This is a genomic window from Actinomycetospora sp., from assembly GCF_036497245.1.
GTDB lineage: Bacteria > Actinomycetota > Actinomycetes > Mycobacteriales > Pseudonocardiaceae > Actinomycetospora.
In genome coordinates, this window is sequence record NZ_DASXJS010000182.1 from 1 (window position 1) to 13,974 (window position 13,974).

At 74.6% G+C, this 13,974-nt stretch carries 14 protein-coding genes; 1 reads left to right on the forward strand and 13 read right to left on the reverse strand.

The annotated features are described in order from the left end of the window. From groL to glmS, 7 genes are all read right to left on the reverse strand, one after another. Positions 1–1,520, reverse strand: a 1,520-nt coding sequence (gene groL / locus VGI02_RS19180) for a chaperonin GroEL (RefSeq protein ID WP_331629775.1), incomplete at its 3' end; no start/stop codon positions are given. Between the two features lie 100 nt (positions 1,521–1,620). Beyond that, the gene (gene groES, locus VGI02_RS19185; protein ID WP_331629777.1) at positions 1,621–1,917 is read right to left on the reverse strand and encodes a co-chaperone GroES; all 297 of its coding nucleotides are present in this window, start codon (positions 1,915–1,917) and stop codon (positions 1,621–1,623) included. Positions 1,918–2,052: 135 nt separating this feature from the next. Further along, on the reverse strand, positions 2,053–2,562 hold the full coding sequence (rimI, locus tag VGI02_RS19190) for a ribosomal protein S18-alanine N-acetyltransferase (protein WP_331629779.1): 510 nt from the start codon (positions 2,560–2,562) through the stop codon (positions 2,053–2,055). Positions 2,563–2,579: 17 nt separating this feature from the next. After that, positions 2,580–3,761: an alpha/beta fold hydrolase gene (locus VGI02_RS19195; protein WP_331629781.1), complete on the reverse strand. Its 1,182-nt coding sequence runs from the start codon at positions 3,759–3,761 to the stop codon at positions 2,580–2,582. A 46-nt stretch (positions 3,762–3,807) separates the two neighbouring features. Then, positions 3,808–5,043 carry an alanine racemase gene (gene alr, locus VGI02_RS19200; RefSeq protein ID WP_331629783.1) on the reverse strand — a complete coding sequence of 412 codons (1,236 nt, stop codon included), beginning with the start codon at positions 5,041–5,043 and terminating at the stop codon, positions 3,808–3,810. After that, on the reverse strand, positions 5,043–6,557 hold the full coding sequence (locus VGI02_RS19205) for an NAD(P)H-hydrate dehydratase (RefSeq protein WP_331629785.1): 1,515 nt from the start codon (positions 6,555–6,557) through the stop codon (positions 5,043–5,045). Before VGI02_RS19205 ends, alr begins: the two co-directional genes overlap by 1 nt. 32 nt (positions 6,558–6,589) lie before the next feature. Then, on the reverse strand, positions 6,590–8,485 hold the full coding sequence (glmS, locus tag VGI02_RS19210) for a glutamine--fructose-6-phosphate transaminase (isomerizing) (RefSeq protein ID WP_331629787.1): 1,896 nt from the start codon (positions 8,483–8,485) through the stop codon (positions 6,590–6,592). A gap of 126 nt (positions 8,486–8,611) precedes the next feature. Between glmS and VGI02_RS19215 the strand changes: the two genes are divergently transcribed. Continuing rightward, positions 8,612–9,487, forward strand: coding sequence for a dienelactone hydrolase family protein (locus VGI02_RS19215; RefSeq protein WP_331629790.1), 876 nt, complete (start codon positions 8,612–8,614; stop codon positions 9,485–9,487). Here the strand turns inward: VGI02_RS19215 and VGI02_RS19220 are convergent. From VGI02_RS19220 to VGI02_RS19245, 6 genes are all read right to left on the reverse strand, one after another. Further along, positions 9,463–10,365 carry a WXG100 family type VII secretion target gene (locus tag VGI02_RS19220; RefSeq protein WP_331629792.1) on the reverse strand — a complete coding sequence of 301 codons (903 nt, stop codon included), beginning with the start codon at positions 10,363–10,365 and terminating at the stop codon, positions 9,463–9,465. The genes VGI02_RS19215 and VGI02_RS19220 overlap by 25 nt on opposite strands. A 64-nt stretch (positions 10,366–10,429) precedes the next feature. Continuing rightward, positions 10,430–11,782, reverse strand: coding sequence for a phosphoglucosamine mutase (gene glmM / locus VGI02_RS19225; RefSeq protein ID WP_331629794.1), 1,353 nt, complete (start codon positions 11,780–11,782; stop codon positions 10,430–10,432). Then, complete coding sequence (gene rpsI / locus VGI02_RS19230; RefSeq protein WP_331629796.1) at positions 11,782–12,396, reverse strand: 30S ribosomal protein S9; 615 nt, start codon at positions 12,394–12,396, stop codon at positions 11,782–11,784. The genes glmM and rpsI overlap by 1 nt, the downstream gene beginning before the upstream one ends. Beyond that, a complete protein-coding gene (rplM, locus tag VGI02_RS19235; RefSeq protein WP_331629798.1) occupies positions 12,393–12,836 on the reverse strand; it encodes a 50S ribosomal protein L13 in 444 nt (147 codons plus the stop codon). The genes rpsI and rplM overlap by 4 nt, the downstream gene beginning before the upstream one ends. Before the next feature lie 159 nt (positions 12,837–12,995). After that, the gene (locus tag VGI02_RS19240; protein ID WP_331629800.1) at positions 12,996–13,283 is read right to left on the reverse strand and encodes a WXG100 family type VII secretion target; all 288 of its coding nucleotides are present in this window, start codon (positions 13,281–13,283) and stop codon (positions 12,996–12,998) included. A 43-nt stretch (positions 13,284–13,326) separates the two neighbouring features. Then, complete coding sequence (locus VGI02_RS19245) at positions 13,327–13,638, reverse strand: WXG100 family type VII secretion target (RefSeq protein ID WP_331629802.1); 312 nt, start codon at positions 13,636–13,638, stop codon at positions 13,327–13,329. Positions 13,639–13,974 lie beyond the last annotated feature (336 nt).

The following is a 13,974-nucleotide window of genomic DNA, read 5'->3' on the forward strand; positions in this document are numbered from 1 at the left end:
GACGCGGCGTTGATCACCGCCGACTTGGTGACCTTGGCCGGGTCCACGATGCCCTCGGCGACCAGGTCACCGAAGGACAGCGTGGCGGCGTTGTAGCCACTCCCCCAAGGCTGCTCGGCGACCTTGGAAACGATCACCGGCCCCTCCTGCCCGGCGTTCGCGGCGATCCACCGAACTGGCGCCTGCAGCGCGCGGCGCACGATGGCCACCCCGGTCGCGGAGTCCCCGGTCAACCCGAGGCCACCGGCCAGTTCGGCCGAGGCGTGTAGCAGCGCGGAACCGCCGCCGGGGACGATGCCCTCCTCGACCGCCGCACGGGTGGCCGAGACCGCGTCCTCGATGCGGTGCTTGCGCTCCTTGAGCTCGGTCTCGGTGGCCGCGCCCACCTGGACCACCGCGACGCCGCCCGCGAGCTTCGCGAGACGCTCCGAGAGCTTCTCGCGGTCCCAGTCGGAGTCGGAGTCGGCGATCTCACGGCGGACCTGGGAGACACGGGCCTCGACGGCCGCCTTGTCCCCGCCGCCCTCGACCAGCGTGGTCGCGTCCTTGGTGACCACCGCGCGCCGGACGCTGCCCAGCACGTCGAGGCCCGCCTCGGACAGCTTGAGCCCGACCTCGGGGTTGATCACCGTGGCGCCGGTGGCCGCGGCGAGGTCGTCCAGGAAGGCCTTGCGCCGGTCACCGAAGAACGGCGCCTTGACGGCGCAGATCTTCAGCGTCTTCCGGATGGCGTTGACGACGACGGTCGAGAGCGCCTCGCCCTCGAGGTCCTCGGCGATCACCAGCAGCGGCTTGCCGGACTCCACGACCTTCTCCAGCAGCGGGAGGAGGTCCTGGATCGAGCCGATCTTGTCGCGGTGCAGCAGGACGTGCGCGTCCTCGAGCACCGCCTCCATCGACTCGGAGTCGGTCACGAAGTACGGCGAGAGGTAGCCCTTGTCGAACTGCAGACCCTCGGTGATCTCCAGCTCGGTGGCCAGCGTCGAGGACTCCTCGACGGTGATGACACCGTCCTCCCCGACCCTCTCCATGGCATCGCCGATGAGGTCGCCGATCGTCTGGTCACGCGAGGCGACCGCACCGACCGAGGCGATGCCCTTCTTGCCGTCGACCGGGGTGGCGTGCTCGCGCAGCACCTCGGTGATCTTCTCGGCCGCGGCGGCCATGCCCGCGCCGAGGGCGGTCGGGTTCGCGCCCGCGGCGAGGTTGCGCAGGCCCTCGGACACGAGGGCCTGGGCGAGCACGGTCGCCGTCGTGGTGCCGTCACCGGCGACGTCGTTCGTCTTGGTGGCGGCGGTCTTCGCCAGCTGCACGCCGAGGTTCTCGAAGGGGTCGTCGAGGTCGATCTCGCGGGCGATGGTGACGCCGTCGTTGGTGATCGTCGGACCACCGAAGCTCTTGCTGAGCACGACGTGGCGCCCTCGCGGACCGAGGGTCACCTTCACCACCGCGGCCAGCTGGTCGACCCCGCGCTCGAGCGCGCGGCGGGCCGTCTCGTCGAACGTGATCTGCTTGGGCACTGCCCGTCCTTTCGTGGGTGACGGCCTGCGGACACACCACCGCCCCGGCGCCCCCCGGCGATGCGGGGGTCACCGGGGCGGTGGAGTGCTCGGGCGGTCTCTAGTTGACGACCGCCAGGACGTCACGCGACGAGAGGACCAGGTAGTCCTCGCCGTTGTACTTGATCTCGGTGCCGCCGTACTTCGAGAAGATGACGACGTCGCCCACGGCGACGTCGACCGGAATACGGTTGCCCTTGTCGTCGACCCGCCCGGGGCCCACCGCGAGGACCTTGCCCTCCTGCGGCTTCTCCTTGGCGGTGTCAGGGATGACGATGCCGGACGCGGTCGTGGTCTCGGCCTCAGAGGCCTGCACCACGATCTTGTCCTCGAGCGGCTTGATGTTCACGCTCGCCACGGGATGACCTCCACGATCTGGGGTCCAGCTGGTTCTGGTTTGGGTGACGGACCCCGGGGCCGACCCGCCGTCGCGGGTGTCGGGCCGGCTCCGATGCCGTTCGATTGGCACTCTAGCCCTGCGAGTGCCAATCCATCAACGACGGGGGCGTGCCGCGCGGCGCATGGTGTGCGCGTCCGCCCCGCTGGCGTAGTACCGGCGCCGGGTACCCACCACCTCGAAGCCCTCCGAGGCGTAGAGCGAGAGCGCGGGGACGTTGTCGGTGCGCACCTCGAGGAAGGTGACCGCGCCGATCGCGTCGGCCCGCGCTAGCAGGCCCCGCAGCAGCCGGCGCCCGACCCCGTGGCCCTGCACCGACGGATCGACCCCGATCGTGTGCACCTCGGCCTCGCCCGGCTCGCGGGAGAACGCCGGGGCCGGGAGCAGGGCGATCCCGGCGTACCCGACGAGCCCCTCCGGGTGCCCGACCCAGCGCGCCGCCAGGTACGGGTAGCCGGCGTGCAGCTCGGCGCGGAAGGCCGAGGCGGTCCAGGGGTCGTCTCCCCCGAAGAGCTCCGCCTCGAGCCGGGCGCACGTCGAGGCGTCGTCGGGCGCGAGATCGTCGACGACGATCCGGTCGCCTGCCGCGTCGGGCTCGGTCTCCACGATGCTTCCGTCGCCGGTCAGGCGCGACGCCGCGGGCGCCGCAACCGCGGGCGCCGCGACGTGGATCCGGCGTCGTGGGGTCGCAGCCGGCGCAGCACCTGGCTGCGGTGGGTGCAGCGGCGCAGCAGCTCGAGCAGCGCCGCGTCGAACTCGGAGGGCTGCTCCAGCATCGCCATGTGTCCCGCGCCCTCCAGGGGCAGCAGTTCCGCGCGCGGCAGCTCCGCCGCGATCACCTCGGAGTGCGAGAACGGGATCATCACGTCCTTCGTCCCCGACGCGACCAGCACCTCGCACTGCGAGAGCCCCCGCAGCGCGGCCTTCCGGTCGTGGGTGGAGAGCGTGTTCGCGAACGACGTGATCGCGTCGAGCGGGGTCTCCGCGATCACCCGGGCGACGAGGTCGGCGATCGCGGGGTCGGTGTCGTGGTCGCCGAACGACATCCGGGCCACCACCGCCCAGATGGCGTTGCCGCCGAGCCTGCGGACCCGGTCGACGGTCTGCGGGCGCCAGTGCGCGAGCCGGCCGATGACGTTGACCGCGGGGTTGCGGTGCGAGAGCACGGCGCGCTGGAGCCCGACGGTGGCGACGTCCCCGGCCGAGGTGCTCGCCAGCACGACTCCGAGCACCCGGTCCCGGAACAGCGCCGGATGGCGCTCGGCGAGGGCCATGATCGTCATGCCGCCCATGGAGTGGCCGACGAGCACGAGCGGTCCTTCCGGGGCCACGGCGCGGATGACGGCGTCGAGGTCCGCCCCGAGCTGCGCGATCGTGCACGAGCGCGCCGGGCACTGGCCCGACCTCCCGTGCCTGCGCTGGTCGTAGAGCACCACCCGCACGGCGGGGTCGGTGAGCTCGGCGAGCATGCGGCGCTGGAAGTGCCAGCAGCGGCGGTCCTGACAGAACCCGTGCACGAGGACCACGGTGAGCTCGGGCTCGACGCCCGGGGTGACCGGTTCGATCTCCTCGACGGCGAGCCGGGTGCCGTCGTCGGCCGCCACGGACGAGTCGCGGCCCTTCGGCAGCAGGCCCAGCTGGGAGGGGTGGGCGGCCTCGGACTCCTCCAGCTCGGCCCGGGTGCGCACGACCCGGGAGCGGGCGACCCCCGCCCCGACGGCGCCCGCCGCGGCGGCGCCGCCGAGAACCGTCCCGGCAATGGCACCGATGATGCCCCCGGTGTGCCGTCGATCGTCGTCACTCATGCCCTGCCCGCGTCCCCGGACCCGCTCAGGAGCCCCGACTCCGCCGTCACCATAGGTGGCCTTCTACCACGTCTGTCCCGGATTCACCCCGTGTGTTGCGTGCGCGACCCTCCGGGACGCCCCGTGTGACCCGTCGCAGCCGGGACCGTCCGCCGACCCCGGTGACGATCTCGTAGTGGATGGTGCCCACCAGATCGGCCCATTCCGCGGCGGTGGGAAGTCCCCCGTCGGCCGGGCCGCGGCCGTCGCCCGGTCCGAACAGGACGACCTCGTCACCCTCGGCCACCCCGTGCGCCCCGCCGGCGGGCCCCAGGTCCACCACGACCTGGTCCATGCAGACGCGCCCGACGACCGGGCGGCGGATCCCGCCGATCGCCACCGCGAGGCGCCCCGTGGCCCCGAGCAGCCGCGGCACCCCGTCGGCGTACCCGGCCGGGACGAGGGCGAGGACCCGTCGGTCGGGTGTCGTCCAGGTGTGGCCGTAGGAGACGCCCTCCCCCGCGGCCACCGTCTTCACCAGGGCGACCCGGCTGCGCAGGGTCATGGCCGGGCGCAGGTCGTGGCCGGACCCGCCGTCGACCGGATCGAGCCCGTACACCGCGATACCGGGGCGGACGAGGTCGCGGTGCAGGTCGGGACGGGTCAGCGTCGCCGCCGAGTTCGCGAGGTGGGCGAGCAGGGGCCGGCCCAGGCGCGTGGTCGCGGCGCGGTGGGCGTCGTCGAGACGGGCCGCCTGACGATCCAGGGTGGGGTGGGTCGGGGCGTCCGCGTGCGCGAGGTGCGACCACACCGCCACCGGCTCCACGACGCCCTCGTCGGCGAGACCGGCGACGGCGTCGAGCAGCCCGCCCCAGTCCTCGGGGGCGCAGCCGTTGCGGGAGAGCCCGGTGTCGATCTTGAGGTGGATGCGGGCGGCGCGGCCGGCGGCCCGCCCAGCGCCCGCGGCGGCCGCGAGGTCCCGCGGCGAGGCGATCCCGAGGTCGACCGCGGTGGCGACGGCACCGGTCATGTCCTCGTCGGGCACGTGCAACCACGACAGCAGGGGCGCGGCGATGGCGCCCGCACGCAGCTCGGCGGCCTCCTCGAGGGTGCACACCCCGAGCCACGTGGCGCCGGCGTCGAGCGCCGCCCGGGCCACCTCGACGGCACCGTGGCCGTACCCGTCGGCCTTGACCACCGCCATCGTCGAGGCCCCGGAGCCGCCGGCGAGCCCGGCGAGCAGCGAGACGTTGTGACGGACGGCGTCGAGGTCCACGACGGCCTCGATCCGGGCGTTGCCCATCAGCCCTCCAGCTGGGTGAGGCCGGCCGCCGCGCGGACCGACCGGATGGCCTCGGTCAGACCGGCCTGCACGTGCGAGGCGGGCACCGGGGCGCCGGGGGTGCCCGCCCCGAGGTCGGCTGCCCTGGCGTGGACGAACGCCGCCGCGCCCGCGGCCAGGAAGGGCTCGAGGCCCGCGGCGAGCAGGGCGCCCGCGACCCCGGACAGGACGTCGCCCGAGCCCGCGGTGGCCAGCCAGGAGCTGCCCGCGGGATGGACCAGGACACGGCCGTCCGGGGCGGCGACGACGGTGGCGTTGCCCTTGAGCAGCACGGTGACCCCGAGCGCGGCGGCGGCCCGGCGGGCGGCGTCGACGCGGTCGAGCGCGGGGTCGGGCGGATGGTCGAGGTCCGCGACGAGGCGGGCGAACTCGCCGGCGTGCGGGGTGACCAGGGTGGGGACCTCGGCGGCCTTCGCCCGCAGGTCGGCGTGCGCCCCGAGCAGGGTGACCGCGTCGGCGTCGGCGAGGACCGGCACCCCCGCGCCGAGCACGTGGCGCAGCGTGGCGGCGCCGTCGTCGCCGGTGCCCAGGCCCGGGCCGACCGCCCACGCCTGCACCCGCCCCGCGTCGGCGACGTGCTCCGTGGCGACCACCTCGGGCCAGGCGGCGCGGACCTCGTCGGCGGCACTGCCCGCGTAGCGGACCATCCCGCTCGTGGCGAGGCACGCCGCGCCGCAGGCGAGGACGGCGGCACCCGGGTAGGTCGCGCTGCCCGCGGCGACCCCCACGACGCCCTGGGTGTACTTGTCGTCGCCCGGTCCCGGGACCGGCCAGGCGGCGCCCACGTCGGCGGCCTCGAGGACGCTGAGCGGGGCCGCCGGCAGCTCGGGGCCGAGGCCGATGTCGACGAGGGACACCGGGCCGCACCGGCCGCGGGCGAGCACGTGGACCGGCTTCCGGGCGCCGAAGGTCACGGTCTCGGACGCGGTGACCGCGGCGGGGCTCCCGTCGTCGTGGTCGTCCGGCACGGTGCCGGTCAGCGGGTCGACGCCGCTCGGGGTGTCGATCGCGAGGATCGGGACCCCCGCGGCGTCGGCGGCGCCGACGAGCAGTGCGGCGGGAGCGCGCAGGCCACCGCGGGCGGAGATACCGACGATCGCGTCGAGGACCAGGTGGGCGCGCCCGATCGCGGTCACGGCGGTCTCCGGCGTGGTGACGACCCGGGCACCCGCCCAGCGCAGGGCCTCGAGCCCGGCCGGGTGGGCGCGCTCGGGGTTCAGCAGCACGGCCGTGACCCCGGCGCCGCGGCGGCGCAGCTCGACTCCGGCCCAGAGCCCGTCGCCGCCGTTGTTGCCCGCCCCGACGAGGACGACGACGCGGCGCCCCGTCACGCCGCCCGCCCGCTCGGTGAGCATCCGCACCGCGACTCCGGCGGCGCCGTAGGCGGCGCGGCGCATGAGCGCGCCCTCGCGGGTGCGGGCGAGCACCGGCTCCTCCGCGGTGGCGACCTGCTCGGGCGTCCAGACGCCGTACACGGTGGCTCCTTCGTCGCCTGGTGAGCAGGCGCCTACTCGACAGTGACCGACTTCGCCAGGTTGCGCGGCTTGTCGACGTCGTAGCCCCGGGCCCGCGCGACCTCGGCGGAGAACACCTGCAGCGGCACCGAGGCGACCAGCGGCTGGATCAGGGTGGGAACCGCCGGCATCTCGATCAGCACGCTCGCGAACGGGCGCACCGTCTCGTCCCCCGCCTCGGCGATGACGATCGTCCGCGCACCGCGCGCCTGGATCTCGCGGATGTTGGAGAGCAGCTTCGCGTGCAGCGTCGCCCGGCCCCGCGGCGAGGGCATCACGACGACGACGGGCAGGTCCTGCTCGATCAGTGCGATCGGCCCGTGCTTGAGCTCGCCCGCCGCGAAGCCCTCGGCGTGCATGTAGGCGAGCTCCTTGAGCTTGAGCGCGCCCTCGAGGGCCACCGGGTAGCCGACGTGCCTGCCGAGGAAGAGCACCGCCTTCGACTCCGCCAGCTCGCGCGCCAGCTCGCGCGTCGGCTCCACCGCGGTCGCGAGGACCTCCTTCACCGCGTCCGCCGACGCGGTGAGCTGGTGGTACTCGCGCTCGACCTCGTCGGCGTACTTCGTGCCGCGGTTCTGGGCGAGGGCGAGCCCGACGAGGTAGCAGGCGACGACCTGCGACGTGAACGTCTTCGTCGCGGCGACCCCGACCTCGGGGCCGGCGTGGGTGTAGAGCACCGCGTCGGACTCGCGCGGGATCTGGGCACCGTTGGTGTTGCAGATCGCCAGGACCCGGGCGCGCTGGTCGCGGGCGTGGCGCACGGCCTCGAGGGTGTCAGCGGTCTCGCCGGACTGCGAGATCGCGACGACGAGGGTGGAGCGGTCGAGCACCGGGTCGCGGTAGCGGAACTCGCTGGCGACCTCGACCTCGACCGGGATGCGGCACCAGTGCTCGATCGCGTACTTGGCGAGCAGGCCCGCGTGGTACGCGGTGCCGCACGCGACGACGAACACCTTGTCGATGTCGCGCAGCTCCTGGTCGGAGAGGCGCTGCTCGTCGAGCACGATCCGGCCGTCGACCAGGTGCCCGCGCAGCGTGTCCGCCAGCGCCGCCGGCTGCTCCTCGATCTCCTTCTGCATGAAGAAGTCGTGGCCGCCCTTCTCGGCGGCGGCGATGTCCCAGTCGACATGGAAAGGCCGGGTGGGCGCGAGGTCCCCGTGGAAGTCGGTGACGACGGCGCCCTCGCGCGTCAGGGTGACGATCTGGTCCTGGCCGAGCTCGACGGCGTCGCGGGTGTGGTCGATGAAGGCCGAGACGTCGGAGGCGACGAAGGTCTCGCCGTCACCGATCCCCACGACGAGCGGCGAGGACCGCCGGGCGGCGACGATCTCGTCGGGCCGGTCGGCGTGGGTGAACACGAGCGTGAAGGCGCCCTCGAGGCGGTTCACCACGTGGCGGACCGCGGCGGTGAACCCGGCCGGGTCGTCGCTGGGCCCCGACTCGTCGAGTGCCCGGGCCAGGAGGTGCGCCGCGACCTCGGTGTCGGTGTCGCTCGCGAGCTCGACGCCGTCGTCCTCGAGCTCGGCGCGCAGCGCGGCGAAGTTCTCGATGATCCCGTTGTGGACGACCGCGACCCGCCCGCTCGCGTCCCGGTGCGGGTGGGCGTTGCGGTCGGTCGGCGGGCCGTGGGTGGCCCAGCGGGTGTGGCCCATCCCGGTCCGGGCGGTGGTGCCCGTCCGCTCCGGCTCGGCGTCGGTGACCCGCACCAGGTTGTCCAGGGGCCCGGCGGCGCGGTGCACGTCGATGACGTCCGGGTCGGCGTCCTCCCCGCCCGCCCGGACCGTCGCGATGCCCGCGGAGTCGTACCCCCGGTACTCCAGCCGCCGCAGACCGCCCAGCAGGACGTCGCGTGCCGGGCGCCAGCCCACGTACCCCACGATGCCGCACACGGGCTCCGAGGATAGGCGCGGCGGGATCGCCCTCCCCCCACCCCGGGGTGACGTGGCCGGCAATGCACCGGACACGGGGTGTTCCAGCAGGCCAGGGCCGGTACGGATGCTCTAGGGTCCGGCGCCATGGCCAGCGCGAAGCAGACCGTCTCCGAGCTCGGGCGCCCGGGTCCGTACCCGGTGCTGCGCGGCGAGCTGGCGCTCGTCGGCCTGCCCGGCACCGTGTTCACGCCCACCTCGGGGGAGGGTCTGCCCGCGATCGCGTTCGGCCACGACTGGCTCAATCCGGCCTCGCGCTACCTCGGTCTGCTCCGCCACCTGGCGTCGTGGGGGATCGTCGCCGCGGCCCCGGACACCGAGCGCGGTCCGTTCGCCTCGCACCGGCGGCTGGCCACCGATCTGCGCACCGCCCTCGACGTCTGCTCGTCGGTCCGCCTCGGCGGCACGGCGCGGGGTGCCGCCGTGAGCGTCGACCCCCGCCGCCTCGGGCTCGCCGGGCACGGCATGGGCGCCGGGGCGGCCGTGCTCGCGGCGAGCGTGACCGCCCACGACACCCGGGTGCAGGCGGTGGGCGAGCCGTACTGGGAGTCCGGCTCTGACCTCACCGTAAAGGCGGTCGCGACGATCGCGCTCTCGGAGTCCCGTCCGTCGGCCCAGGACGCCGCGCGGGCCGTGCACGTCCCCGGCATGCACCTCGCGTTCGGCAAGGACCTCGTCGCGCCGCCGGCCGCGGGCGCGCAGCCCGTCGCCGCCGCCTGGGCGGGGCCCTCGGTGCTGCGGACGCTGAAGAAGGCCACGCACCTCGGCATCGTCGAGGGCAAGCACTGGAGCGACCTCGTCCTCGACGGCAAGCCGGAGCCGGCCACCGCCGCCACCGTCCGCGGGCTGCTGACCGGTTTCCTGCTCCACCACCTGACCGGCGAGAAGCGCTACGCCGACGTCACCGACGGCTCGGTCAAGGGCACCGACGTGCGCGTCTACCGCGAGTCGTCGACGGTCTGAGCGACACCGAGCGCACGGCCCGGTGGGTCGTCGTCGGGGTCCTCGGGATCGTCGGTCCCGGGATCGGGCCCGTCCCCGGTCAGCGGGCCGAGCGCGGCGAGGATCTCCGGGAGCGCGAGCAGCTCGGGCGGCAGGGCGCCCGCGACGCTGCCGTCGGCGGGCTCGTCGGGACCGTCGTCCCCGGACAGGGCGCGCAGGACCCCGATCCGCTCGGCCAGGTCGCGCCAGGTGGCCGCGATCGAGCGATCGGTCCGGTCCGCGGCGCCCAGGTAGCGGTGCAGCCGGGCGTCGAGGTCGGCCGCCCAGGCGCGCGCGGCCACGGTGTCGGTGTCCGCGGGCGGGGCGGGCAGCCCCTCGGCCAGCTCGCCCGCGGCCTCGGCCCGGGCCACGACGTCGTCCGCGACGGCGAGCCCGGCCCCCTCCACGGTCTCCGCGGTCTCCTCGAGCAGCGTGACGATCTCGTGGGCGGCGCGACCGAGGGAGACCACGCGGTCGGCGACGTCCTCGGCGGAGGGCCCGGACCAGCGCTCCCAGAGCGTGCCCGCCTCCTCGGCCAGGGCCCGGTGGCGGGCGCGGACCCGGTCGGCCGCCGCCCGGAGGTCGTCGGCGCCGGCGGCGAGGGCCGCGAAGCGCACCCCGCGCTGGGCGGTGTGGCGGGACCGCAGGCCGGTGGCGTCCACCGGCGGCGCCGGGAGCCCGGCCGGGCCGGCCAGGGCGATGCGTGCCGGGAGCACGGCGACGACGTCGTCGACGGCGCCGTCCGCGGACGCGAGCAGGGTGTCGGAGTCGGCCACGCCGAGGTCGGCGAGGCGCCGTGCCGGGGGCACGGCGTGCAGCCCGGCCGTGCCGCCCCTTGGCCGCCCCGGACGCCGCGTCACGGGGTTCAGCGTCCTCTCTCCGTGCGCCCGGATCCACACCGGGGCGCGGCGGAACCCGTCCCGGTCAGCGAACGGTCGCGACGAGCCCGGCGAGGCGGTCGGCGACGTCGCGGGCGATGGCCTCCGTCGGCGCCTCGACCATGACCCGCACCAGCTGCTCGGTGCCCGAGGGACGCAGCAATACCCGCCCCCGGCCCGCGAGCGCGGCCTCCTCCGCGGCGACGGCCTCGGCCACGTCCGCGGAGGTGCCGACGGCGGCCTTGTCGTGCACCGGCACGTTGATCAGGACCTGGGGCAACCGCTGCACCACCCCGGCCAGCTCGGCCAGCGGTCGGCCGGTCGCGGCCATCCGGGCCATGATCCGCAGCCCGGTGAGCAGGCCGTCCCCGGTGGTGGCGTGGGCCGGGAGCACGACGTGACCGGACTGTTCGCCACCGAGGGAGAACGACCCGGAGCGCAGCTCCTCGAGCACGTAGCGGTCGCCGACGGCGGTCGTCCGGACCGCGATCCCGGCCTCCCGCATCGCGATGTGCAGGCCGAGGTTGCTCATCACCGTCGTGACGAGGGTGTCCGCGACGAGCTCGCCCGCGTCCCGCATCGTCGTCGCGAGGACGGCGAGGATCTGGTCGCCGTCGACGACGCTGCCGTCCGCGGCGACCGCGAGGCAGCGGTCGGCGTCGCCGTCGTGGGCGATACCGAGGTCGGCGCCCTGCTCGACGACCGCCTTGCACAGGCCCTCGAGGTGGGTCGAGCCGACGCCCTCGTTGATGTTCCAGCCGTCGGGCTCCGCGGCCAGCGTGGTGACGCGCGCCCCGGCGCGCTCGTAGGCGCGAGGCGCGGCGTACGAGGCCGCACCGTGCGCGCAGTCGACGACCACGTGCACGCCGTCGAGCCGGTGCGGCGTGGCCGTGAGCAGGTGCTCGAGGTACAGCGCGAGCGCGTCCGGCACGTCGGTGACCCGGCCGATGTCGTGGCCGGTCGGCCGTTCGCCCGGCTGCGGAGGACGGGCGGCGTGGGCCTCGATCTCGTCCTCGACGGCGTCCGGGAGCTTGTGCCCGCCCGCGGCGAAGAGCTTGATGCCGTTGTCGGGCATCGCGTTGTGGGACGCCGAGATCATGACGCCGAGGTCCGCCCCGAGGGTCCCGGTGAGGAACGCGAGCGCGGGGGTCGGCAGCACGCCGAGGCGCTGCACGTCCGCGCCCGCGGCCGACAGGCCTGCGCAGACCGCGGCCTCGAGCATCTCCCCGCTCGCGCGCGGATCCCGCCCGACGACGGCCAACGGGCGCGCCGACGCACCACCGCCCGCGCGCTCGACGAGCACGCGGGCGGCAGCGGACGCGACCGTGAGCGCCAGCTCGGGCGACAGGTCGGCGTTCGCGAGGCCGCGGACGCCGTCCGTTCCGAACAGGCGCGCCATCAGCGCTTCGAGTACTGCGGAGCCTTTCGGGCCTTCTTGAGGCCGTACTTCTTGCGCTCCGTGGCACGCGGGTCACGGGTGAGGAAGCCGGCCTTCTTCAGGCCCGGGCGGTCCTCCGGATCGACCAGCGTCAGGGCACGCGCGATGGCCAGCCGCAGCGCGCCGGCCTGGCCCGACGTCCCGCCACCGGTGAGGTTGGCGAAGATGTCGAACTGCTCGGTCCGCTCGGTGTTCACCAGCGGCTCGCGGATGAGCTGCTGGTGGACCTTGTTCGGGAAGTACTCGTCGAAGGCCTTGCCGTTCATCGTCAGCTTGCCGCTGCCCGGCATGAGACGCACCCGGACGATGGCCTTCTTGCGGCGGCCGACCGTCTGGATGGGGCGATCGATGGTGGCGAAGACCGGGGCGGGCGCCTCGCCGAAGACCTCGGCACCCAGCTCGTCGTCGTCCGTCGCGACGGACTCCTCCAGCTCGGCGACGTCGGGGAGGTCGGCCGCCTCGGCGAGGGACTGCCCCGAAGTCGGGGCCTCGCCGGGGACGTCCTCGGAGGCGATCTCGGTCTCGGAGGAGACGTCGGTCTCGGGGTCGACGCTCGGGTCGTCGGGGCTGGTCACTGGCTCACCTGTCGGATCTCGTACGGCACGGGCTTCTGGGCGGCGTGCGGGTGCTCGGGGCCGGCGTAGACCTTGAGCTTCGACGCCATGGCCCGTCCCAGTCGGTTGTGGGGGAGCATGCCCTTCACGGCCTTCTCGATGAGACGGCTCGGGAAGCGCTCCAGCTCCTCACCCACCGAGCGGGCACGCAGGCCGCCCGGGAAACCGCTGTGGTGGTAGACGAACCGGTCGTCACGCTTGTTGCCGGACAGGGCGATCTTCTCGGCGTTCACGATCACCACGAAGTCACCGCTGTCCATGTGCGGCGCGTACGAGGGCTTGTGCTTGCCCCGCAGCAGTCGCGCCGTCTGGCTCGCGAGTCGACCGAGGACGACGTCGGAGGCGTCGATGACGTGCCAGGCGCGGTCGATGTCGCCGGGCTTCGGACTGAACGTGCGCACGGAGCTACCTCGTCACGGTCATACTGGTCTGCGGTACGTCAACGGGGACGCACGCGCGGCGAACCCCTCGCGGCGTGCATTCACCGCGCAACGGTTGTCCAGAGTACGCGGAGCGTCGCGAGCGTCCGTCACCCACCCCCGGGCCGGGGGCGGGTCCGCTCAGGCGTAGCGCATCGCGTTCTGCGCCTCCGTGGCCCGGTAGAGCTGCTCGGCCTGCCCGAGGCGCCCACCGATCTGGCTGAGCACCTGTGTCAGGTCGGCCATCGCCGTGTCGATCTCGTGCTGGCGCGCCTGGTACTGCTCGGCGGCCGCGCCGGTCCAGTCGGCCACGAGCGGCGCGAGCTGGCGCTTCAGGTCGTCCAGGCGGCCCTGGATCTGGGTCGCGGTGCTGGTCACGCTCTGCTGGGCGGCGGTCAGCTCGCCGAACGTCACGCGGATCTCGTCCACGTCGGGGTCCTCTCTACCAGTGGTGGTGTCGGTGCCTGCGGGATCAGGTCAGGGCCTGGCCGATCCGGGACGTGGTGGACGCGATCTCGTCCTCGGCGGCGCGGTAGGTCACGCCCGAGGCCTGGACCGACTCACCGATCGAGGACAGCGCGGCGTTGATGCGCCGGGCGTCGTCGTTCCACCGGGCCATCAGCTGGTGGAACGCGACCGACGCGTCCCCCCGCCAGGTGCCCTCCAGCGGCCCCAGCTGGGCCCGCAGCTGCCCGAGCTGCGCCGTGATCTGGTCACGGACCTCGAACACCTGCTGGCCCGCGGACTGCATGACCTGGGTCTGGGTCCCGAACTGTCCGGCCACCGGCCGCTCCCTCCTCGATCGCCGGGCCCGTCCGCCGCGGCTGGTCGACAGTGACACCCCGCCCGGCGCCGTGGGGGCGGTTCGGAAGAAGTCGCGCGCGTCGACCACCCGAGTGGGCCCGCAGGGCTGCGCGAACCGCCATGGGCGTCCACTCGGCGTCCTGGATCCGCCTCAGGGCGGGCTGCGCAGCGTCGCCACCACGCGGGCGCAGGCGGCGATCACCGCATCCCGGCCGGGGTCGTCGTGGCGGCACCCCACGGAGAGCTGCGTCGATCCCGCGAGGACCACCACCCACTCGACGGTCGTTCCCGGAGCAGCCACCTGGCGGTAGGTCGC